The following is a 22,854-nucleotide window of genomic DNA, read 5'->3' as shown; positions in this document are numbered from 1 at the left end:
GTGGACATCTTAAAACTGTACAAATATCGCACAGCACTCATTTCCAGACTTCATTTATTGACCAGAAAGTCAGGTTTTAATTAACATTACATTTACAAATGGAATTGAATGTTTTTAGAAGGGAATCTAAATTGCACTTTACGATACGAACTAAAGCAATATTGGCGACGATCATCGCTGCGCTGGCCATTATTAGCGTGATGGGGATATATTCATTTCAATCAAGCCGAACCATCCTGATTGACAGAACCTTTGAAAGAGAGCTTCCCGCGTCACTTGGCGAGGTGAGTAATGAAATCAATCTCAAGCTGGAAACGCCTATTCTTGCATCAAAGATGATGACGCTTTCACCTTTAATGCAACAATCCAGACTTTCGCAAGAAGAGCTTCAAACCTATCTTCAATCTGTTAAAAATGAGTTCAACGCGATCAGTGCCTATTACGTTTCCAACGAAGCAAGCACTTACTACACCCATAACGGCGTGCTAAAAACGATCTCTACCAATGAACAAAGCGACCAATGGTTCTATCGATTCATCGAGTCAAATCAGCCATTTGAGCTCTCTTTAGATATTGATGCAGCCACCGGAATCCCGGCACTGTTTGTTAACTATGCAGTCACTCGCAATGGCGAACGTATTGGCGTGACTGGCATTGGCTTAACGTTGGAAAGTATTACTCAATTGATCAGCAACTATAGCGTCGGAGAAAGCGGTATTGTTTTTCTTGTCGATCGACAAGGGATCATCAAGGTTCACCCAGATAAGAACCTGATTGGACGTTCACTAGACTCTGTAGGCATTAAAGCTAGTCAGTTAATCGGCAGTAAGCAAACTGTCGTTCATGAAGCTATCGTCGAAGGTCAGCCGCTGATCCTGGGATCTAAAGCGATGCCGGGTATTGGTTGGACTCTGATTACTCAGATTCCCAAACAAGACGTACTAGGTGAATTAAATGGTTTTAGCCAAACCATCATCTTTATGGCACTACTCATTGCTGCCATCTATACGCCGATCGCTGCATGGGCGACCAACAAGCTCTTACTGCCGTTTGTAGAAGTGGCTGAGCGATTACAACAGATAGGGAAAGGCGGTGGTGACCTCACCTTTCGCTTAGATGATTCGCGACATGATGAAATAGGACAAATCGCGAAAGGCTACAATCAGTTCGTGCAATATCTAAGTGATTTACTCAAAGATGTCTCAAACACGGGTATCCAAATATCTGAATCTATCCAAGGTGTCGATCACATGGCGCAGTCGATGGAGCAAGACATCAAGCAACAAACCAGCCAGATAGAACAAGTTGCAACAGCCATTCACGAGATGGGAGCCAGTTCTGACGAAATCGCACAAAATGCCAATGGTGCCGCCGATAGCGCACAACATGCAGCGAGTGCGATTAGCATTGGTCAAAAGTCCGTTTCTGTCACTTCAGAAAGCATCGAGCATATGAACAAGCAGCTCGATGACACAACGGAGATTATCAATCAACTTGCTCAAGATGCGAACTCCATTGATACCGTGTTAGATGTCATCAACAGTGTCTCTGAGCAAACGAACTTATTAGCTCTTAATGCCGCGATAGAGGCCGCTCGAGCCGGCGAACAAGGTAGAGGTTTTGCAGTGGTAGCAGACGAAGTAAGGACTCTCGCCTCACGAAGCCAAGCATCGACCGAAGAGATTCGAGGTATTATTGAAAAGCTTCAGCAACGCTCTCAACAAGCCGTGACAGCCATCGAGACCAGCACTACCCTTGGCAGTAATTGTCAGGTTGAAGCCTCCAACTCAGAGCAACAACTCTCGAGTATTTCTCATAGTGTCGACGAGATGAATGCCATGAACATGCAGATCGCCTCAGCAACGGGTCAGCAATCGAACGTCATCAACGAGATCTCACCGCATATCTCTGGCATTTCTGAAATAGCCAGAGAGAGCGATAGCATGATAGAGAAAACAGCTCAGGAGTGTCAGCACCTACGCGCTAAAGCAATGCATTTAACGAGTTTGGTTTCTCAATTCAAATGCTAACTTAGATGGAACACGAAATATGCTGACCACTCCCACTCAAGTTAGTCAGCGGACCATACATTCTTGAAATCTGGCCATCCCCAGTTGGTGATGGCTACATTTTTAAGAATCCCTTGGAAACGCACAGTTTGTAAGTGATGGAACATCGGGACTAGCCAATAATCAGAAATCAATGTCGATGCAATAGGCTCCAGCTCAGCCAAGTAATCCGGTAATTCAACCGTTGCTTTGTGCTGATCTAAGCGCAGCTTGAGCCAATCACTGTTCATCTCTCCGAGCGCGGAATGCAATACAGGGTCATTCATCAACCACGAGAACAGCGAAGATGGCGCATTATCATCGAGATTCAGGTTACACAGCACCAAATCTTCTTTTAAATCGCCCCGCTGAGAAAGCTGCGCCAACTCGCGAAAGCTGTAGGTATTCACTTCAACTTCCACTCCATGTCGTTTCAGGATGTCCGACACGGAAATGGCACACCGATAAAGGGCATAATAGTTATATACCGCAATACTCAATTTCTTAGGTAACTCACTCTCTCTGGAAGGCGTTCGATACAGCTTCTGCCAACTTGGCAATATGTTCTGAGCCAAAGAGACACTGAATAATCCTTGGTTTTGCTCCAGTTGCGCCAAAATAGCCTGAGGGTTTGCAAGGGCTGATAGGTACTTACGTTGCTCGTCGCTTAACGGATTCACTGCTGAGTTTTGATTGAACAGAACAAACAAACAACCATCTTCGATTCGGCTACGAAGCCCGTCTGTTTCAGCCGAGACCAGCTTTGTGTCGCTTTTCCCTAATTGGTGAAAACAGGAGGAGTCTTCATAAGGTGACACCTGCATCTGGCTATCATCGAATCGTGCACTGCCTGTCATCGACTCTTCAAACTGCCAAATAGTCACTTCATCGGTTAAAGAGCGACAACCGTAAAAGTGTTCGAATGCCGAGAGCTTGATGCGCTCACTATTGGTTTCAACTACTTTGAAGGGGCCAGTACCAATCACAGCATGAGACATTGAGCTCAATGGTAATGGTTCACGCATCACTTGCTCGGCGGGTTGAATCGAATACTTAACACCAGCAAGCAACCCCGCAAAACCTGTGTCCGCTTGGGTTAATTTAAAACTGATTCTTAATGGCTGCTCACTGTAGATGGAAGCGACATGATCTAACTCAGCTTGATAGAAAGGCAGAGCTTGTAAAGCAGTAAACAAAGCAACCAGCTGCTTGGCATCTACTGGCTGACCATCATGAAAAGTCAGACCGGGGCGCAGATAGAAAGTCCAAACCAGTTGCTCGGTGTCATACTCCCAATGGTGAGCTAATTCAGGCTTTAACTCACCTTTACCATTACACGTCACTAGGCAGCTAAAAACCTGTCTGATCAAAAATCGTTCGCTACTGCGGTGTATATGGTGCGGAAACAAATCCTCAAACTTACGCTTATAGGTTAATTGAACGTGCAGCAGCCCTTCACGCATGGTCGCGCCGGAAGTTTCTTGCAGTAAAGAACCAAACACAGCGCGGTCATTATCCAATATGGAAAGTGCTTTTTCGTACTTGCCCTGCTCTATCAGTTTACTCGCAACATGCTGCGCCAACTCTGAATTGCTAAAACGCAGTGTTAAGTTAGAGCGTTGATTCCTGCCAACTTTTGGCTCCCACACCACCCATTCAGCTTGATGCATCTTACCAAGTAAGGTTCGAGCGTGACGCAAGCTTGTAAACAGCATATCCGCTACTTCGGCTAGGGTGACTGAATGAGAAATGTTTGGCTCGAACGACTCTAGCCGCGTGTAGTAACGCATCATGTTTAGATCAGACAAATAATGAACCTTTTAAAGATAGTTATTCCTAATTAAGCCCATTATAAAACATATTCATCAAAAAGTAGTGTAATGCGACCAAAACAGGAACAACCAATAAAAATAACATCTGTTTTTTAGTTCCTCTTAATTATCCATAATGAACGGGTCAGCAACAAACCATAGGTTGTAAATAAAGCCTAACCAGAGAGAGTAATGACCATGAGAAAATACTATCTTAACAAGCTAAAAAGCACCTGTAGTAAGCTCGAAAGAGAAGCACTACGAACACTTTTAGATCTATGTAACTGGCGTTATTAGTACACTTTTTAGCACCGAGTAAACGCGAGTTGGGTACAACCTAATATGCTCCTACCCCCAATATGAGTTAGGTCTCAACTCGCTTTTCCATTCCAATTCCCCTCTCAAGCCTGCTGTACCAATAGCTCACACGATCGATAAATTTCCATTGTCGACTCGACAAATTTAATTCGTTTTCTTAGTTGAACGAAAAGCCTTAAGGTTCGCCCCGAAGCAAGCAAGGAGCCTCAGAAAAAACTGAAAGCTCAGCTAACAACTAATTTATTTGCAGTTACCAATCAGGTATTAACTAAGGAAACGCCATGCGTATCGCAATTCTTTCTCGCAACGAAAATCTATACTCTACCGCTCGTCTAAAGCAGGCTGGAGAAGCACGTGGTCATCAGGTCGATGTTATCGACACGTTGCACTGTGATATAGATATCGCGAGTAACAATCCGAAGATTCGCTACATGGGTGAAGAGCTACCTCAATACGATGCTGTTATTCCACGTATTGGCGCTTCCATTACCTTTTACGGAACTGCGGTTGTTCGCCAATTCGAAATGATGGGCACTTTTTGTATCAATGAGTCAGTAGCAATCAGTCGTTCTCGCGACAAACTGCGCTCACTGCAACTGTTGTCTCGTAAAGGTATTGGCTTACCAAAAACAGGTTTCGCTAGCCGCCCAGACAAAATTCAAGACCTGATCAAAAACGTAGGTGGCGCGCCACTTGTGATCAAGCTACTTGAAGGTACTCAAGGTATCGGTGTAGTTCTAGCTGAAACAAACAAAGCAGCAGAAAGCGTTATCGAAGCGTTCATGGGCCTAAAAGCGAACATCTTGGTTCAAGAGTTCATTGAAGAAGCAAATGGCGCAGACATCCGTTGTTTTGTTGTTGGCAACAAAGTAATTGCTGCAATGAAACGTCAAGCTGGTGAGGGTGAATTCCGCTCTAACCTGCACCGTGGCGGTACTGCTCAACTGGTTAAACTAACCAAAGAAGAGCGCGCAACAGCAATCAATGCAGCAAAAATCATGGGACTAAACCTATGTGGTGTAGATATTCTACAATCTAAGAACGGCCCAGTGGTAATGGAAGTAAACTCTTCTCCAGGCCTAGAAGGCATCGAAAAAGCAACGGGTAAAGATGTAGCAGACATGATTTTCGAGTTCATCGAAAAAAATGCAAAGCCAAACGCTAACCGTACTCGTGGCAAGGGCTGATTGAATACCGTTAACTCATGATTGGAAAGAAAATGAACAATAAAATGATCATAGGGAATACCGAAGCACTTTGCTTACCAGAGTTAGGGATAACTGGACTACATACACGTGTTGATACAGGGGCTAAAACCTCTTCTCTACACGTAGACAATCTACTATGTGTAAAAACAGACGGTGAGAACTTCGTTGAGTTTGATCTTCACCCAGACGTTTATCACCTAGAAGAGACAGTGCGCTGCAAGGCGAAACTGAAAACAAGTAAGAAAATCAAATCATCTAACGGCGAAGTTGAACACCGTTGTGTGATTGAGACCATGCTGAGAATCGGTGGCCAACAATGGCCTATAGATATCACGCTAAGCAACCGTCAAGACATGACTTACATGATGTTGCTTGGTCGTCAAGGCATGAGTGACAAAGTGATTGTTGACCCAGCGGGTGAATTCCTGCTGACTCACTAATCCGAGTCATAGTAACCGCTCCACAGGTTATAACTAAAGCTCGTCACAACGATATAAGGCCAGTCTCATGACTGGCCTTATTGCTTTCAATTCTTTAATTTCGAGTTGCCACTTTTGGCTGATCTATTTCTTAGATTTACCATGAGATTGAAAACCAAAACGCCAAATCGATAACAACAGTTTCTTGGCTTTGATTTTTGTTACCCGCCAATGTGTCACCGGTCTTCTTGGGGCGCTCATCAATAAGTGTTCAAAAGCTGTCTGACTAAAATCGACTTGTCCTCCATGCGCCACCAGCAAGGTATCAAGTTGCATGTCATAGATGCGAGATACTGACTCTCGATACTTGTTAGGGTGAAAGATAGGGAAAGGCGGAATCAGCTTCTTTTTCACTTCCACCATGAGGTCTGCCACATAGGCAACGCTGTGAGATGGGCAATAAACCGAAAGATCTCTGTCGGTGTGGCCCGGGGTTTCTAGAACCAACCAATCATCAAAACCCGGAATGCTCTCACCATCCGACAGTTTGTAGTCCGGCTTTAACTTTCTTGAATACCACAAGTTCGCTTTCGGCTTTCCTAAGCGGTTTGCCATCCATCTTGCTAATGCGAGATCGGTCAAATGCATCAAGATACCATCGATACCGTGATACCAATCCTTATCTCGGTTTGCTGCCACCAAGTTACAGTTCGTGAGCTTTCTTAGCTTGTGCGCTGCCCCTGCATGGTCAGGATGCATGTGTGTCACCACAACCGTGTGGAGATCAGAAAAATCACGCATAAGTTCGGTTTCAATGAAAGTCTTCAAATGCGGGATGTCGGCTCGACATGCGCCATCAAGCAACAGTAATTTGTCCGGATACTCCACCAAATACATGTCTTGGATATAGCCTTTAATGGTATGCAGTTGCAAACCCACTCCTTGTGATAACTCAACTGGTCAGACCTATACCATAGCAAACTCATATTTATTTGTAACAAATTTGTTAACTACAAAATCACATCAAAGTACCATGCTCTTCCGCTTTTTATCGTGACGACAAAATACGTGATTTGTTGACCTGAGTTATTAGGACTATATATGCGCCTCTAATTTATTGTCTGAGTGCTATACATGAACCAACTAATCGATGCTCTTTCTACCCAAGGCTACTTTGTTTGGGATGACTTCTTAACGCATGAAGAAGTGGTGGCATTGAGGGATTGCATTCCAGAGAACTGGAAAAAGGCTAGGATTGGCCGTAACGATGAAGTAACGCGAGAGTCGACCATTCGTAGCGACAAAATTCAGTGGGTACACCGCGACATGGGTGAGCCTGCTTCTCTGTTCCTAGATAAAATGGAGCAGATTCGTTTAGAAGCAAACAAAGCGTTCTTTTTGGGTCTGTTCGAGTACGAAGCGCACTTTGCTAAATACGAAAAAGGCGACTTCTACCAAAAGCACTTAGACTGCTTCAAAGGCAATGAGAACCGCCGTCTGACTACCGTGTTCTACATGAATGACGAGTGGACAGAGGAAGACGCTGGTGAGCTTGTGGTTTACGATCTACAAGATAATCACATCGCAACCATTCCGCCAAAGTCTGGCCGTTTGTTTGTGTTCTTATCAGAGCAGTTCCCACACGAAGTTCTGCCAACCAACACAGAACGATTCAGTATCGCAGGTTGGTTCCGTATCAACGGCGTGAAAGACAACCAACTCGATATCGCTCACTAAAGCGAGGTTCGGGTCAAAGCCTCATCTCATCCAAAGCCTCTCCACTTGAGAGGCTTTTCCTCTTAGTACTGCTAGGAAAGTACTAAGAGGAAAATATCACTTTTATGAGCCGAATCCTGTGTAGAGACTCTTGCCCAGCAATTACTCTGGCGTATTCGGGAAAACTGATATTTAATAAATATTTACGATGCGCATTCAAGAAGGATTAATTATGTCATCTATCATCGTAGGTCACCGTGGTGTAGCGGGTACTCACCCAGAAAACACCAAAGCAAGTATTGAACAAGCCGCTAAACTTGGCTTGAAATGGATTGAAGTCGATATTCAGCAAACTCAGGATGATGAGCTTGTCGTTTGCCACGACCACACTCTCGAGCGCTGTAGTGATGGCAAGGGCCGTGTTGATGAACACACTTTGGCAGAGCTGCGTCAGCTTGATTTTGGTAGCTGGAAGTCAGAACATTTCGAAGGAGAAAGAATACTCACACTTAGCGAGTTACTTGAACTTGTTGAAAAACATAACCTCAGCGTTAACCTAGAGATAAAAGTCGATAGCCGACACCAAGCCCCTCATGTGGTTGATCTTCTACACAGTGAGCTGATCCGCTCAAACATAGACACGGACAGAGTGCTGCTTTCAAGTTTCAGCCATGAAGTTGTTGCAGAAATGGCTCACCACTTACCAAGATACCGCGTTGGCGTGATCACAGAGCAGCTCTCTCAAGACGATCTTCTGCTTATAGATCAGGTGAAAGCGTTCAGTTGCCACATGAATTACGAAAACGTCAATCAGGATGATCTTGATACGCTTGCCGAAGCAAAGATTCAAACATGGTGCTACACCGTCAATGATCCGTCTAAGTTCAAATTCCTATCCACCGTCGATGCGATATTCACTGATTTTCCAGATAGATTTAGCGCGAAAAATTGACCAAGCAAATACCAAAGTAGTAAACGTTTAAGACGGGAAAATTTACCTCGATAAACCTTAAAATTAAGTAGCAAACACAAGTGAGTAGGAGTACATTCCGCTGCTCACTTGGTTTCATTAGCTCGCACTATTTAGGCAGCTTTATTGGTTACTTAATTTATGGATCTCATTTTTAGTCCAACTTTCCCAATTTTGGGTGCAATCTTCATTTTTGCCGCTATCGTTCGTGGCTTCTCAGGCTTCGGTTTCACCCTAGTCGCATTGCCTCTAAGTGCGTTATTCGTGCCGGTTATTGAGCTTGTTCCTGTGTTCATGCTTATCGACCTGCTTGGCAACGTTCAATTACTGCCTAAGGTCAAAAAACATGTCAATTGGCGCTGGGTAGCAAAAGTATTTATCCCTTGCCTTGTGTTCACACCTGTTGGCCTGGTTTTACTCAAATCAGTTAGCCAAGACACCATTATCTTGATCATCAGCGCCTTTATCTTTGCGTCTGCACTTATGATCTACCGAGGCTTTCAATATAAAAGTGAACCGAGATTTGCTCCCTATATCCTAGGAAGCCTTGCTGGAATAATGAATGGTGCGGCTTCTATGTCTGGTCCACCAATTGGCACCCACGCGTTGGCGAGCCCTGTGGCCCCGCACGTCGCCAGAGCAGGTTTGATTGCGTTCTTTGTATTGGCAGATTCGAGTGCCTTTGTTTCTGCATCCATTGCGGGGCTCGTCGACCGTGATGTGGTTTGGCTTACACTGGCACTGTTACCAAGCAGTATGTTTGGTGGCTATGTGGGTTCGAAACTGTTCGAAAGATTTGGTGGCGAGAAATTTAAGCCTGTCACTATCGGGCTACTTATCGTGATTGCATTCTTTAGTGCAGGTCGAGTTCTGTTGTAACGAACGGTCTAATTTCTGCAAGGAAAATGGGTACCAGAGCCTACCATTCGATGTGGATAGGGGTGCCCATTTTGACTAGTTGAATAAACTCATCCATATCTTGGTTGGTTAATGCGATACAGCCATCTGTCCAATCGAAACTTTGGATAAAACCTGGCGCACGACGTTCACCGTTTTTAATACCATGAATTTTGATGTTACCACCTGGGTCAACATCATTCTCTTCAGCCCATTGTCTATCAGAAGAGCGCGGATAGTTGATGTGTACCGAACGGTAAAACTCAGAGCGCTCCATGATATAGTCGAGCGTGTATTCCCCTTCTGGCGTTCGGTTATCCCCTTCAAAGCGTTTATGACCTTTCGGTTCCTTACCCAAAGCGATACGAAACTCTTGTACCACTTCATCCCCTTTGAGTAGGTACATTCTGCGTTTCGATTTATCGACTTTCACTAAGGTCACAACTTGCAACAGAGGGTCGATTTCAGAAAAAGAGTCTGGCGCCATGTAGGGTTCTAATAATGAAGCTTGAGCAGAAGCTTTAGGTAAGCGTTGCGATGAACCTTGTGCCAGTTGAGCAATGTGAGTGGATTGCCCCTCACCCAGCACCTCATCTACATCAATCACATGCTTTGATTTTGAAGTGCCAGTAGAGTTAGGAGAGGAAGTTGAGATGCGTTGTGAATGAGCTGGTGCTGACTCAAAGACAATGGTTTCAATAGCGGTAGCGTCAGACACTATCTTCTCAACAACGACCTTTTCGGCGAGTACAATCGGACTCATCAAGAATAAGCATAGTGATAGTGGTAAAAACGGACGCACCCTTATATCTCCTCAAAACGCATCGACATGATTCGGGACTGAGTCTCCATTCCTAGCGACTCATAAAAGCTCTGAGCTTGTTGATTAAACTCCATCACCTCTAATCTTAATTCGATCGCTCCTTGAGCTTGCGCCCATTGATTGAATGACTTCATTAGCGCTCGACCAACGCCTTTACTCTGAATTTGGTCACTCACCACAATAGTGTTCACTCTCGCCACCTTATGAGACTGAATAAAGCTCACACCTTTGTTCTGCGTGACCTTACCCGCGAGAAAACCAATCACTGCATCCTGTTCAACAGCGACAAAGAAGGCCCCAGTCGGGTCAATCATTAAGCCCAGCCAGTACTCCTCGCTGTCTGCTTTGCTTTGTGACGGCGGCGCAAACACCATAGGCGCACCGAGATGATGTTGATGATTTATCTGATCAGAGAGCGCTAAAATCGCGTTGATGTCAGTTACCTTAGCATTCCGAATTTGCATATCATCACCTTGTTTGAATTCAATAACACCTTAGCAAAAATGGCTTAAATGTGCACCGTTCCACTGGTCGACTCAGACGCTCTGTGAAGGCAGGTGATAAATATTAGGCACTAAGTTTGGGGAAATTGTTCCGCAAATCTCAGGCACATTACCAGCCTTTGAGTGCTACTATCTTCGCAGACCCTAAGTATCGGATACCACTATGATTAAGTTCGCTGTAATTGGAACCAATTGGATTACACAAAAGTTCGTTCAAGCTGCACATGAATCACAATCGATGCAGTTGACTGCTGTCTATTCACGAAACCTAGACAGCGCCGCGCAGTTCGCACAAGAATTCGGTGTTGAAACCACATATGACTCACTTGACGCATTAGCCAACGACAATACGGTTGAAGCGGTATACATCGCCTCACCCAATTCACTGCACTGTGAGCAGTCGATTCTGATGATGGAGCATGGTAAGCACGTCATCTGTGAGAAGCCTGTTGCATCGAATATCACGGAAGCCACACGCATGTTTGAAGTCGCTGAAAAAACCGGTGTGGTACTGTTTGAGGCGTATAAATCTCAATTCCTACCAAACTTTAAACAAGTCCAACTTAGGCTAGAAAAAATCGGCAAGGTACATAAAGCGCACATCAACTACTGCCAGTATTCATCGCGTTACCAAAAATACCTGAATGGTGAAAACCCAAACACTTTTAATCCGGCTTTCTCAAATGGCTCATTGGTCGATATCGGCTTCTATTGCGTTGCAGCAACGGTAGCGCTATTTGGTGAACCTGATAACGCCCAGGCATCTGCAAAACTGCTGGAATCAGGCGTTGATGCGCATGGCTGTGCCATCTTCCAATACCCTGAATTTGACGTGACCCTTGCACACTCTAAGGTCAGCGACTCATATGCGCCAAGCGAGATCCAGGGTGAGCAAGGTGCGATCATCATTGATCACATCGCTGAATGTACCGATGTTAAGATCCGCTACCGTGATGGAAGCATTGAAAATCTCACTCAAGTACAAAGCGAAAACTCAATGAGTTACGAAGCGCAAGCCTTTGCTGATTGTATTGCTGGCGATCACACCACACAAACCGATGCTAAACAGCGCGCATTAACCGTTGCCAAGTTAATTACAAAGATGCGTCAACAGGTTGGTGTCGTTTATCCTGCAGATAAATAATACAGACCATTAAGCTAACACTCTGATTTTAATCACATATCAGTTTATGCATAACTAAATTTAATCCTTACGACAAATAACCGGATTAGTTGATCAGAGGGCTATCTGATTAAATCCGCGTTCGATATCTATCGTATTTATTTAATTTATTGAAGGTGTGTAAAGTGTTTTCAGTTGACGATCGCGTTGTAGCAACAAAAGGTGTTGAACTTGGTGAAATGGTAGTAACTGGTCTAAGTGCTGGTGGTTACTACGTTCACGTTACAACAGTAGAAGGCGCAATGCCGCTTACTTACCCAATGCAAGATCTTAAAAAAGCATAGTCTAACCGCTCTGCTCTTTTAGTAGTCACTCTGCTAAAGGTAACAAAATTGAGGCCTTGGCTGCTTTACTCTTCTGCATTAGAGTTAACAGCCAGGGCCTTTTTTATATCTGCTACTTACCGCCAGCCTTCCTACAGGTTTAGTCATTGCAGCAAAGTCAGTTCCAACAGACAATAGAATGAATTAAAGCGTAACAACAAAGGCTTATTGCCTGCTGATACGCACTCTCTATTGATGTTTAGTGTTTACAGAATTTTCTGGTACATTAGCATCACCTTATACTCACAATGACCATGAACTGAGGGAAGCTATGAAGCTTTATATTTACGACCACTGCCCTTTCTGTGCACGAGTCGCCTACATCGCTCAATCTCTAGGCTTAAACATCAAACTTATTTCTGTGGATTATGATGATGCCCAAACCCTTATCGATTTAATCGGTAAAAAGATGGTACCCGTATTACAAAAAGACGATGGCTCTATCATGGCTGAGAGCCTAGATATCATCGCTTACTTCATGGATTTGAAATCTAGTGACGAGCAGCGTGAGCCATCAGAGCAAGTGACCCTGTTCCAAACTCGCGCATTCCCGCTAAGCCAGTGCATCGGTTTGCCACGTTGGTGGAAACTAGACCTTGCTGAGTACCAATCACCAGCAAGCAAAGAAGCATGGCGCGCAGCCAAAGAAACCGAAGAACTCAACTTCGACAAGCTGATTGAGCAAACACCGCAGTTTGTTGAACAGATTAACCCGCTTCTGAAAGATGCAGAGCTGCTACTGAACTTAGAGAATGGTGAGTCTTCGCTGCCTCTTATCGACCAAGCAGTGTACTTCTCTATGCTGCGTGGCTTCTGCGTTGAGCCAAGCATCACATGGCCACCAGCTCTAGAACGTTGGTTAGAAAAGCAGAGTGAAACGCTAAAACTGTCTCTTCTTCGCTAGAACGATTACAACAAGCACAAACAAAAAATCGAAGCCATCAGGTATATCCCCTGCTAGCTTCGATTTTTTTTATCTTTCACTATTTCGATGACATCAAGCTCTTGTTATTACAACAGGCGCCTTCTCAAGCCGGTTCGCTCTAGGATACGGGTAGAAATCTCTTCAACCGATAACGATGAGGTATTGATATACGGCACTGCCTCTCTACGGAACATCGCCTCTACGGTTTGTAGCTCATACAGACACTGTGAGTCGCTCGCGTATTCACTGCCCGCTAAACGATTCTCACGGATTTCAGTCAATCTTTCTGCATCAATGGTTAAACCAAACAGCTTATGTCGGTATATCTCAAACTCTGGCAGCAGCTTTAATCGCGCCAAGTCATCATGAATGAATGGATAGTTCGCTACGCGTAGACCAAACTGCATCGCCATATACAAGCTTGTTGGCGTCTTGCCACTTCGAGATACCCCCAGCAAGATGATGTCGGCTTCTTCCAGCCCTTTGAGCGTGATGCCATCATCGTGTGCGAGTGTGTATTCGATTGCGGCAATACGGTCGAAATACTTCACCGAGTCCTTGTTCACACTGCGTGAGCGTTGCAACTTAGGAGTCGGCGCCATATGGATGTCATCTTGTACCTTCTGAACAATACTTTCCAACACGTCATAGCAATGGGCAGGCGCTTCAAGCAACTTCGCTTTGATTTCAGGAATCACAATCGAAAAGAACACCAAAGGTTGCTGGCCACTCTCACGGTACGAAGTTTCAATCTCTTTCAATAAATCAGAAAGTTTGTCCTCACTTTCAACAAAAGGAAAGGTTTTCTCATTGGCTTTGAAGGGAAATTGACCTAGAACAACATGCCCTAAAGTCTCACATGTTATGGCCGTTCCATCAGAAACATAGAATACATCACGACTTTGAATATCAATTTGCATTTTTTATTTAATGTTTAAAATTATTTTGAGTAGGATGGTAACCATAATATATATAACAAAACCCTGCTGACTATTACGTCCCCCACAGCTTTAAAAAATAATTTACATTTTTTTAAACTGATACGTAATCGTTTGCCTTTAAATCCCTACAATGCTTGCTATGTTTCTGGAGAAATAAATGCAAAATAATACCCTATGGTTCAATGGCCTATCCATGGAAGATGTCGACAAAGTCGGCGGTAAGAACGCCTCACTGGGCGAAATGGTTTCTAACCTATCCAATGCTGGTGTTTCTGTACCTAATGGTTTTGCTACCACCTCTCATGCGTTTAACGACTTTCTTGACTACAAAGGTCTTGATGAGCGCATTCACCAATTACTTGACGAACTTGATGTTGAAGACGTTGACGCACTGCGTAAGACAGGTGCAACGATTCGACAGTGGGTTCTAGAAGCCCCTTTCCCAGAATCACTAGAGCAAGACATCCGTGATAACTACCGCGAGCTAATCGAAGACAACGAAGAATTGTCTGTTGCTGTGCGTTCATCTGCAACTGCAGAAGACCTTCCAGATGCTTCATTCGCAGGCCAGCAAGAGACCTTCCTTAACGTGAAAGGCATCGACGCTGTACTGGAAGCAACCAAGCACGTTTACGCTTCTCTATTTAACGACCGCGCTATCTCTTACCGTGTACACCAAGGCTTTGACCACCGCGGCATTTCATTGTCTGCGGGTATCCAACGCATGGTTCGTTCAGACAAAGCCTCTTCAGGTGTGATGTTCACCCTTGATACAGAGTCAGGCTTCGACCAAGTGGTATTCATTACCTCTTCTTGGGGTCTAGGTGAAATGGTTGTTCAAGGTGCTGTGAACCCAGATGAGTTCTACGTGCACAAGCCAATGTTAGAAGCAGGCCACCAGCCTATCGTGAAGAAGACCTTTGGTTCTAAGTTGATCAAGATGATCTACTCAACCAACCAAGAAATTGGCAAACAAGTTGATATCATCGACACCGATACGCAAGAGCGTAACGAGTTCTCACTAAATGACGAAGAGATCAAAGAACTAGCAAAACAAGCGATGATCATCGAGAAGCATTACCAACGCCCGATGGACATTGAGTGGGCGAAAGATGGCATCGATGGCAAGCTTTACATCGTTCAAGCTCGTCCAGAGACGGTATGTTCTCAAAGCGACCAAAACGTTATCGAGCGTTACGAACTGAACAACAAGGCCGATGTGCTAGTTGAAGGCCGTGCGATCGGTCAACGTATCGGCTCTGGCCCAGTTCGTTTGGTTGACTCACTAGACCAAATGTCACTGGTTCAAGAAGGCGATGTACTAGTAACAGACATGACAGACCCAGATTGGGAACCTGTTATGAAGAAAGCCTCTGCGATTGTTACAAACCGTGGCGGTCGTACTTGTCACGCAGCAATCATCGCTCGTGAGCTAGGTATTCCAGCAATCGTTGGCTGCGGCAGCGCAACAAGCAACCTTGAAGACGGTGCGACCGTGACAGTGTCATGTTCTGAAGGCGAAACTGGCTACGTGTACCAAGGTGAGCTAGAGTTCGAAATTAAACGTTCTGAGGTTGATGAGCTGCCATTGCTACCGACTAAAGTGATGATGAACGTGGGTAACCCAGATCGTGCTTTCGATTTCGCGCAGATTCCAAACGAAGGTGTTGGCCTTGCTCGTCTCGAGTTCATCATCAACAAGATGATCGGTATTCACCCGAAAGCACTGCTTAACTTCGATGCGCAATCTGATGAGCTTAAAGCTGAAATCACACAGCGTATTCGTGGTTACAAAGATCCTATCGATTTCTACGTAGGCAAACTAACAGAGGGCATCGCGACCATCGCTTCTGCATTCTGGCCTAAGCGTGTAATCGTACGTATGTCTGACTTTAAGTCGAACGAGTACAGCAACCTAGTCGGCGGCAAAGAGTTCGAACCACATGAAGAGAACCCAATGCTGGGCTTCCGTGGTGCATCTCGTTACATCTCGCCAGTATTCGAAGACTGTTTCGAGCTAGAGACTCAAGCGATCAAACGTGTTCGCAACGAAATGGGTCTTAAGAACGTTGAAATCATGATTCCATTCGTTCGTACACCAAGCGAAGCGGCATCGGTTATCGACATTCTGGCTAAATTCGACCTTCGCCGTGGCGACCAAGGCCTGAAAGTGATCATGATGTGTGAGCTACCATCGAATGCAATTTTGGCTGAAGAGTTCTTGAAGTACTTCGATGGCTTCTCTATCGGCTCAAACGATATGACTCAGCTGACGCTTGGTCTAGACCGTGACTCTGGTGACGTTGCACACCTATTCGATGAGCGTAACCCAGCTGTGAAAGCGATGCTGAAAATGGCTATCGACGCGGCAACCAAAGCCGGTAAGTACGTGGGCATTTGTGGCCAGGGCCCATCTGACCATGATGACCTAGCGGAGTGGTTAATGGAGCAAGGCATCAGCTCTGTATCCCTAAACCCAGATACAGTTATCGATACATGGTTGAAGCTAGGCAACGTTGCTAGCAAGTAACCTTCTCTAATCAAGATACGAATAAAGCCAGTCAGTACGACTGGCTTTTTTAACTATTCTAATAAGGCTCTGGCATTGTCACCTTGTTCATAAATATACAGGCTGACACGAGACAATATGGTTATCTCTTCCATGCTCACTTGGAGTGAGTTTTGCCCTCTTCCAAGGTTCGCCCTCAAGCGATCCACAAGCTCCTGCACGGCGATCAAATCATCTCTCGCTTTAGGTACTCGCGTCTTCATGAAGTTAAACCATTTTTCACTCATATTACGGTTTACTTTGGCGAGCACTTCGCTATTAGTAATAGTAAATGCCTTAGCTAGATTACCGCCATCGCGCAGAATATCGTAAATGATATGACCATTTTTCTTCGCTACCATCATGTTCCGAGTATTAAGCTGTAGCTCACCAATATGTCCATTGGCCATTTTTAAGAAGAACTTAATGTCTTTGTAGCCGGCATCGGTTGCTCCGCAGTTGAATTTAGCATTGTCGCCTTGGCTGGTACCGTAACGATCTTTCATCGCAGACTGGTGATGTTTTAGCTCAATGAACTCTTTGGTCAAAATGATCATCGCCTTAGCAACGATCATATCATCCATATTCTCGAATACGATGGTCATACGAGCGGCATCTTTAAGATCACCGATGTCGTAATGACGTTTACGATTAGTGATCTTGTCTAACGCCCCATGGAAATCTTTTACACCAAGATAAGCTCCCGGCGGCTGTTTGAGTGTACCGTTACATACTGAAGCCACTTTAACAGCAAACTCTCTGAGCGCTTCTTGCGCTTCAACGGTTTCCATAAACATCATGAAAAGCTGCTTTTTCTTAAGCGTGGCATTGGCAACCTGATTTCGAGAACCAAAATCTAGGTTGCCGTTTGCTAGCTTCTGACTCGATGATTCATCCAAGTAATTATGAATCTTCTCTTTCTGCGTCATGATGTCGAGAATCACCTGATCTTGCTTTTTATTCGCTTCATTCAGGTAATCGAAGTTTTCGACCTTCTGTTTTAGAGCTTGTAGCTTCTGTTGGTAATCTTTGACGTTAACCAATCGAAAGCCCTGAGACATGATGCCTTGCTGGTTTATCTTGGCGAGCACCTTAGCCTTATTCTTTCTAACTTGCTCTTGGCTAATCTGAATTTCTTCTGTGGTCGGCATATCTTAGTTCCCTCTCCAATATGCAGTTCATTCTGTACTGTCGGATGCACTATCCGTTTTCCTATAAGAATACTAGTTTATGGATTTGATAATTACATTAGCCATGAAGGATAAGCCTATAAAATAAATAAGGTTTGAGAGGTAGTTCCATAAAGTCACAGAACAAAATGCGCCAATTCTATCAACCGCAGGGTTAAGGAATATAACGAGATCCGGTAACAATGATTGGTATCGTGCAGGCCTTACGTTATCCTTTACACAATTCTTCACAGCTCGACGTTACCGCTGTGAGTCTATCTTCAAGACCAAAAAGAGTAATATGAATTCTACTACCGCAACTCCCTCGCCTTCGCTTGGCCGACAACTCTATACCATGACGTGGCCAATGCTGTTTGGGGTGCTTTCTCTAATGAGCTTCCAACTTGTAGACAGTGCCTTCATTGGTCAGCTAGGTGTACTACCGCTCGCTGTTCAAGGTTTCACGCTACCTATTCAGATGATCATCATCGGAATTCAAGTCGGGTTGGGCATCGCGACCACAGCAGTCATTGCACGTGCCATTGGTGCTAACGAAATGCGCTACGCTAAGCAGCTAGGTGGGCTTGTGATCGCAATGGGAAGTGTGAGTGTCGCACTTTTTTCAGTCATCATTTATCTGCTTCGTGGCCCAATTTTAGAACTACTCGATGCGCCAGCAAGCGTATTGCCGATCATTGACTCTTACTGGATCTATTGGCTAATCAGCTCTTGGACAGGTGCGTTACTCTACTTTTACTACAGTGTGTGTCGTGCCAACGGTAATACTATGCTGCCCGGCTCGATGATGATCGCGACCAGCATCATTAACTTGATATTGGACCCAATCTTCATCTTTACGCTCGACATGGGCATCAACGGTGCAGCGATTGCGACAATTTTAGCGTTCGGTGCGGGCATCTTTATCGTGGCGCCCAAAGTAACCAAGAAACATTGGATGACGTTCGACTGGCACGATCTTGATATCGGCAAGAGTGTTCGCTCGATTGGCAACATCATGGGTCCTGCGATGGTGAGCCAATTGCTGCCACCTGTATCCTCTATGTTGGCGACTAAACTGCTGGCAGGCTACGGTACGGCTGCCGTTGCGGCTTGGGCGCTGGGTTCTCGTTTTGAATTTTTCTCGATTGTAGCGGTGCTTGCCTTAACCATGTCGATGCCACCAATGGTTGGTCGCATGTTGGGAGAAAAGAACCTGACTGATATTCGCAGTTTAATCAAGATTGCCGCAACCTTTGTACTTGGCTTTCAAGTCGTAATTGCGCTCGTTACGTGGGTATTCTCAAGTGGATTAGCAGGATTGATGACGAGCGACAGTGAAGTAACCACAATCCTAAACTATCACCTCATGATTGTCCCAATCAGCCTTGGTCCTCTGGGTATTTGCATGCTGATGGTGTCGGTTTCGAACGCCCTAGGTAAGTCTTACACCGCATTAACGATTTCAGCATTGCGTCTGTTCGCTTTCTTCTTGCCCTGTTTATGGATTGGCTCTCAGCTTGTTGGAATTGAAGGCCTATTCTGGGGTGCTATGATAGGTAACGTGTTCGCCGGAACCTGCGCATGGTTCATGTACCAACGCGCTTTAGGCCAAGTTGAAGCTAAACTTGCCAGCTAACTCGCGAGTGAACTTTTAGTTATTAAAAACAAAAAAAGCAGCTACTTAGGCTGCTTTTTCTTACCTTTTTATGACCTATGGCTCGCTCAGATACGACCTTTTACAATTAGCGCCCCTTACATAACAACTTGCTTCTACATAATGGGTTTGCTCTTTCTTGGATTCAAGTTATTGACGACTAAATTTATAAATCTCCAATAGTCAAGACGTTAACTCAGTTATAGTAAAACCCCTCCCCAAAATATGAATAAAACCTATTACTATGTGAAGTTATCCCCATAAATAATCGCAGCGACATCCCTTCTAAAAGATTTAAAGTAGCCTGCTTTAAGAGTGGATCCTTGATCAAAAAGAGCGCACAGCTTCTACGACACCAGAACAATTAGATCAAGGTTGAGTGTCGGAAGTAGAAATACGTATCCAAGACAATCTAGAGAAAAAAGAGCACGGTATGCAATCTGATCTTTGAACACCACTCAGCAAAACATAGAACTGGTGTTAAGAAACACAAATCATTCCAAGTGAGAGCTATCAGTAATAGTTATGTTTCAATGCCATGTTAACAATACTCTACACTTCCATTAACAACATTTCACATTGACAAGAAACATGTCCTCTTTTTGCTATTTATTGTCTCTATCTTGTTACTTGTAAAAAGTTGTGAATTGTACAATTTACACTTCTAATTTATCAATGAGGTGTTATTTATCATATGTTTTCACAGCAAATAAAAAATAGTATTAAGAAGTCGATTTCATTAATTTTTATTTTATTCATTATAATCCCATCATTAACTGCATGTGGTGGCGGGGGCGGTGATAGCAAGGATGATTCACATACAAAGAGATTAGAGAAGATCACCATCGAAGAAGTCTCTAAAAATAATATCCTAGACTCTAACGAGGCTTTATTAGATACAACGTTAAAATTTAAAGCAATCGGGTATTATGATGATAATAGTACTAGTGATATCACATCATCAGTAGAGTGGGTCAGTAGTGAACCTGAGTTCGCCAGCTTTGATAAACCGGCACAATTAAAGACACTTCAAAGCGGACAAACAACTATTATAGCAAAAACAACCAATATTAGTGCGACTTGGTCACTATCTATATTAGAGCCTGTCGCGATTACAATTTCACCTCGGGTCAAAACAATAGATTTTGATAATAACCAAATGGTTTATGTGCCAAATGGAACCTCGATAACACTTGATTGTATCGTGGAGTGGAGTGACCGTTCAAAACGTGATGGTACAAGTTATGTTTCATGGACTCTAGATAACAGAAGTTTTTCGCAAAGCTCATCTGAAAAAAATCGCTTCAAAGCTATAGGTGATATTGCAGATATCACGGTTCTATCAGCTAATTTTGATGGTTTTACAAGTAATAGTGTTTCGTTAGAAATAAGCGATGCGATGCTAAAAGAGATTATTATTAGCCCAACCACTAACTCTGAGAAGACAACTCAATTAAGCAGCGCTTTGTACGGAACAAGCCTAGAGTTTACTGCAGTGGGTGTCTATCAAGGTCCAAGAGATGAACAGGTAAAACATATTGATATCACAAAAGATGTAAGATGGGTCTCAAGTGCACCAGATGTATTCAATAATGCTGAGGGTAACAATCTTTTTACTGCTGATAGTGGAGTAGGAAAAAGCAAAGCTACTATATCTGCAAGAATGTTTGATATCGAAAGTAATCCACAAGAAATGACAATTTCTGATTCTACATTGGAATATATTGAAATTACTGGTACAAATAATTTGGTTAACAATGTTGAATTTTCACTTTCCGCAATCGGCCATTATACAAGTAAAGAAAAAGTTGACAATAAAATAACAGCTGATATTACGTCCTTTGTGGACTGGTCAAGTTCAGATGAGGAAGTTATAAAACAGACGGGGCATAATAGTTTCGTGCCAATAAAAGAGTCTAACAACATATCCATCACTGCAGAAATAAATGGTAAAGATAATAATATATCGAAAGAATTTAACGTTGTTGCGGGAAAACTTAAAAGCATTACAATTTCAGAAATACATAACTACCCTAGCTACCCAGATATAAATACCGTCCCATATAATAAAATTCGAACTTATAGGGCTATAGGAGAGTACACTATCAATGATTCGCATGATACTGTTTCATTAGATATCACAGATAATGTCAAATGGCAGTTAGATCAAGAAGAGGAAGCTTTTTACTTATTTGGCAGTACTGTACTTGCTATTTCGCATAACCAAAGCTCAGCGGCTATATTTGCCATCGGTGACAACAAAACAAAAGTAACCAGTAACCTTATCAATCTCACTAACATCGATTTTAATAAAACATTTACCTTAGGAAAGCATAAATACAGCTTATCTGAGTTAATGTTAAATCCAGATGGGTCCCACAATCATTATGAAAATGATTTTTGGTGGGGTGTCGGTACATGGCAGGATTCTGTTACTCGTTGTACAGATTCGGGGAAAAGGCTAGCTACAGAAGAAGAATTACAAACTATTCAATCGACTATAGGTGATGTTGGTAACGCTTTTGGCTGGCCAGTCGGTAATGGTGGACTTGAATATTGGACCACGGATCATGGAAAAGAAGAGAACAGTCATATTAGTAAAAACATGAATATCTTTGGTGGAAGCTATGACGAAGGAGACTGGGTAACTAACGCTAGTATTTGTGTATCAGATATTGAATAAAACATCCCTTAGCCTGCAAGTAATTAAAAGCCAGTTGGTATCTACCAACTGGCTTTATTTGTTATTAGCAAGATATTTCTTTCACGTCTATCAGCCACGTGAGGGTGGTGAGTAAGTGAAGAAAACGGTAACTGTAACTCCTATATTAGAAAGCAGACGCCCCTACTAGCAGAGCGTAGATACTCTGAATCACGTCATCTCACGGCCGTGTCTTCTCCCCCCTTCCATCGAACGCTTAGGTTGCTTGGTAGGACTTACGCGCACGTACAAATACGTTTAAAACGTGTTAGGCAGCTTTGTGGAAAGCATATAAAAAGCTCGATTCTAAACACGCCTTAACGTCTCATATGTATCAAGGTAACTATCCGCGATCATATGGCACTCTATATACCACGCGCCTCTACAGTACAGAAAACCAGCCATAGAATCTTTAAACGCTATGATGCCGGTACAACTTATTTCATCGCCTCCTGCGCATCATGTAGATGTAATCAACATACGTCGTCAATGGGCCCACAACGCGACTAACAAGCTAATAAAGCAGCTAGACTGAACCATCTACACTGCAGACCGTACGCCAATAGAGCGTTGAATAATATAAATTTAGACACAAAAAAGCCCGCTGATTTCTCAGCGGGCTTTCTAATGGTGGTGGAGGGATAGGGATTTGAACCCTAGAACCGCTATTAACGGTTGCCGGTTTTCAAGACCGGTG

18 protein-coding genes are annotated in these 22,854 nt (G+C 43.8%); 12 read left to right on the top strand and 6 right to left on the bottom strand.

What is annotated here, in order from left to right; genetic code table 11:
- Positions 1 to 131: 131 nt before the first annotated feature.
- Entirely contained in the window at positions 132 to 2,030 is a 1,899-nt protein-coding gene (locus tag F0228_RS00090) for a methyl-accepting chemotaxis protein (protein ID WP_239937826.1), read from the top strand.
- 41 nt (positions 2,031 to 2,071) lie between these two features.
- Here F0228_RS00090 and F0228_RS00085 read toward each other — a convergent pair whose 3' ends face one another.
- Positions 2,072 to 3,856, bottom strand: a complete 1,785-nt coding sequence (locus F0228_RS00085) for an SgrR family transcriptional regulator (RefSeq protein WP_116870928.1) — start codon at positions 3,854 to 3,856, stop codon at positions 2,072 to 2,074.
- Between the two features lie 602 nt (positions 3,857 to 4,458).
- Here F0228_RS00085 and rimK point away from each other — a divergent pair.
- Positions 4,459 to 5,364 (top strand): 30S ribosomal protein S6--L-glutamate ligase, encoded by a 906-nt coding sequence (gene rimK, locus F0228_RS00080; RefSeq protein ID WP_004740040.1) that lies wholly within the window; start codon positions 4,459 to 4,461, stop codon positions 5,362 to 5,364.
- Positions 5,365 to 5,396: 32 nt separating this feature from the next.
- On the top strand, positions 5,397 to 5,825 hold the full coding sequence (locus F0228_RS00075; RefSeq protein WP_008224746.1) for a RimK/LysX family protein: 429 nt from the start codon (positions 5,397 to 5,399) through the stop codon (positions 5,823 to 5,825).
- Between the two features lie 123 nt (positions 5,826 to 5,948).
- On the opposite strand, the gene F0228_RS00070 is transcribed toward F0228_RS00075, so the two are convergent.
- Positions 5,949 to 6,737 (bottom strand): MBL fold metallo-hydrolase, encoded by a 789-nt coding sequence (locus tag F0228_RS00070; RefSeq protein WP_116870929.1) that lies wholly within the window; start codon positions 6,735 to 6,737, stop codon positions 5,949 to 5,951.
- A gap of 201 nt (positions 6,738 to 6,938) precedes the next feature.
- Here F0228_RS00070 and F0228_RS00065 point away from each other — a divergent pair, with 201 nt between their 5' ends.
- The 3 genes from F0228_RS00065 (at position 6,939) to F0228_RS00055 (ending at position 9,369) form a co-directional block, all read left to right on the top strand.
- On the top strand, positions 6,939 to 7,541 hold the full coding sequence (locus F0228_RS00065; RefSeq protein ID WP_105057954.1) for a 2OG-Fe(II) oxygenase: 603 nt from the start codon (positions 6,939 to 6,941) through the stop codon (positions 7,539 to 7,541).
- Positions 7,542 to 7,752: 211 nt separating this feature from the next.
- Positions 7,753 to 8,472 carry a glycerophosphodiester phosphodiesterase family protein gene (locus F0228_RS00060; RefSeq protein ID WP_171761650.1) on the top strand — a complete coding sequence of 240 codons (720 nt, stop codon included), beginning with the start codon at positions 7,753 to 7,755 and terminating at the stop codon, positions 8,470 to 8,472.
- 159 nt (positions 8,473 to 8,631) lie between these two features.
- Positions 8,632 to 9,369, top strand: coding sequence for a sulfite exporter TauE/SafE family protein (locus F0228_RS00055; RefSeq protein ID WP_061031311.1), 738 nt, complete (start codon positions 8,632 to 8,634; stop codon positions 9,367 to 9,369).
- A 40-nt stretch (positions 9,370 to 9,409) separates the two neighbouring features.
- Here the strand turns inward: F0228_RS00055 and F0228_RS00050 are convergent, their stop codons facing one another.
- Both F0228_RS00050 and F0228_RS00045 read right to left on the bottom strand, forming a co-directional pair.
- Positions 9,410 to 10,189 (bottom strand): L,D-transpeptidase family protein, encoded by a 780-nt coding sequence (locus F0228_RS00050; RefSeq protein ID WP_171761649.1) that lies wholly within the window; start codon positions 10,187 to 10,189, stop codon positions 9,410 to 9,412.
- Positions 10,190 to 10,191: 2 nt separating this feature from the next.
- The gene (locus F0228_RS00045; protein ID WP_061031313.1) at positions 10,192 to 10,674 is read right to left on the bottom strand and encodes a GNAT family N-acetyltransferase; all 483 of its coding nucleotides are present in this window, start codon (positions 10,672 to 10,674) and stop codon (positions 10,192 to 10,194) included.
- 202 nt (positions 10,675 to 10,876) lie between these two features.
- On the opposite strand from F0228_RS00045, the gene F0228_RS00040 reads away from it, so the two are divergent.
- The 3 genes from F0228_RS00040 (at position 10,877) to grxB (ending at position 13,123) form a co-directional block, all read left to right on the top strand.
- Positions 10,877 to 11,857, top strand: coding sequence for a Gfo/Idh/MocA family oxidoreductase (locus F0228_RS00040; protein ID WP_171761648.1), 981 nt, complete (start codon positions 10,877 to 10,879; stop codon positions 11,855 to 11,857).
- Positions 11,858 to 12,021: 164 nt separating this feature from the next.
- A complete protein-coding gene (locus F0228_RS00035; protein ID WP_008221767.1) occupies positions 12,022 to 12,180 on the top strand; it encodes a hypothetical protein in 159 nt (52 codons plus the stop codon).
- A gap of 310 nt (positions 12,181 to 12,490) precedes the next feature.
- Positions 12,491 to 13,123, top strand: coding sequence for a glutaredoxin 2 (gene grxB / locus F0228_RS00030; protein WP_171761647.1), 633 nt, complete (start codon positions 12,491 to 12,493; stop codon positions 13,121 to 13,123).
- A gap of 107 nt (positions 13,124 to 13,230) precedes the next feature.
- Here grxB and F0228_RS00025 read toward each other — a convergent pair whose 3' ends face one another.
- Positions 13,231 to 14,064, bottom strand: coding sequence for a pyruvate, water dikinase regulatory protein (locus tag F0228_RS00025; protein ID WP_008221770.1), 834 nt, complete (start codon positions 14,062 to 14,064; stop codon positions 13,231 to 13,233).
- A gap of 178 nt (positions 14,065 to 14,242) precedes the next feature.
- Between F0228_RS00025 and ppsA the strand changes: the two genes are divergently transcribed.
- A complete protein-coding gene (gene ppsA / locus F0228_RS00020; RefSeq protein WP_116870934.1) occupies positions 14,243 to 16,615 on the top strand; it encodes a phosphoenolpyruvate synthase in 2,373 nt (790 codons plus the stop codon).
- A 53-nt stretch (positions 16,616 to 16,668) separates the two neighbouring features.
- Here ppsA and F0228_RS00015 read toward each other — a convergent pair whose 3' ends face one another.
- On the bottom strand, positions 16,669 to 17,784 hold the full coding sequence (locus F0228_RS00015) for a hypothetical protein (protein ID WP_171761646.1): 1,116 nt from the start codon (positions 17,782 to 17,784) through the stop codon (positions 16,669 to 16,671).
- A 319-nt stretch (positions 17,785 to 18,103) separates the two neighbouring features.
- Between F0228_RS00015 and F0228_RS00010 the strand changes: the two genes are divergently transcribed.
- Together F0228_RS00010 and F0228_RS00005 are read left to right on the top strand one after the other, a co-directional pair.
- A complete protein-coding gene (locus F0228_RS00010) occupies positions 18,104 to 19,438 on the top strand; it encodes an MATE family efflux transporter (protein WP_171761645.1) in 1,335 nt (444 codons plus the stop codon).
- A 712-nt stretch (positions 19,439 to 20,150) separates the two neighbouring features.
- Positions 20,151 to 22,139, top strand: a complete 1,989-nt coding sequence (locus tag F0228_RS00005; RefSeq protein ID WP_171761644.1) for a hypothetical protein — start codon at positions 20,151 to 20,153, stop codon at positions 22,137 to 22,139.
- Positions 22,140 to 22,854: the final 715 nt, after the last annotated feature.

The organism is Vibrio sp. 99K-1 (genome assembly GCF_013114585.1).
GTDB lineage: Bacteria > Pseudomonadota > Gammaproteobacteria > Enterobacterales > Vibrionaceae > Vibrio > Vibrio chagasii_B.
This window is presented reverse-complemented; position numbering and strand designations above follow the sequence as displayed.

Coding starts and splice junctions, on each gene's coding strand:
- F0228_RS00025 (WP_008221770.1), bottom strand. CDS start 14,064: ATGCAAATTGATATTCAAAGTCGTGATGTATTCTATGTTTCTGATGGA.
- F0228_RS00010 (WP_171761645.1), top strand. CDS start 18,104: ATGAATTCTACTACCGCAACTCCCTCGCCTTCGCTTGGCCGACAACTC.
- F0228_RS00075 (WP_008224746.1), top strand. CDS start 5,397: ATGAACAATAAAATGATCATAGGGAATACCGAAGCACTTTGCTTACCA.
- F0228_RS00060 (WP_171761650.1), top strand. CDS start 7,753: ATGTCATCTATCATCGTAGGTCACCGTGGTGTAGCGGGTACTCACCCA.
- rimK (WP_004740040.1), top strand. CDS start 4,459: ATGCGTATCGCAATTCTTTCTCGCAACGAAAATCTATACTCTACCGCT.
- F0228_RS00065 (WP_105057954.1), top strand. CDS start 6,939: ATGAACCAACTAATCGATGCTCTTTCTACCCAAGGCTACTTTGTTTGG.
- F0228_RS00015 (WP_171761646.1), bottom strand. CDS start 17,784: ATGCCGACCACAGAAGAAATTCAGATTAGCCAAGAGCAAGTTAGAAAG.
- F0228_RS00005 (WP_171761644.1), top strand. CDS start 20,151: ATGTTTTCACAGCAAATAAAAAATAGTATTAAGAAGTCGATTTCATTA.
- F0228_RS00055 (WP_061031311.1), top strand. CDS start 8,632: ATGGATCTCATTTTTAGTCCAACTTTCCCAATTTTGGGTGCAATCTTC.
- F0228_RS00040 (WP_171761648.1), top strand. CDS start 10,877: ATGATTAAGTTCGCTGTAATTGGAACCAATTGGATTACACAAAAGTTC.
- F0228_RS00045 (WP_061031313.1), bottom strand. CDS start 10,674: ATGCAAATTCGGAATGCTAAGGTAACTGACATCAACGCGATTTTAGCG.
- grxB (WP_171761647.1), top strand. CDS start 12,491: ATGAAGCTTTATATTTACGACCACTGCCCTTTCTGTGCACGAGTCGCC.
- ppsA (WP_116870934.1), top strand. CDS start 14,243: ATGCAAAATAATACCCTATGGTTCAATGGCCTATCCATGGAAGATGTC.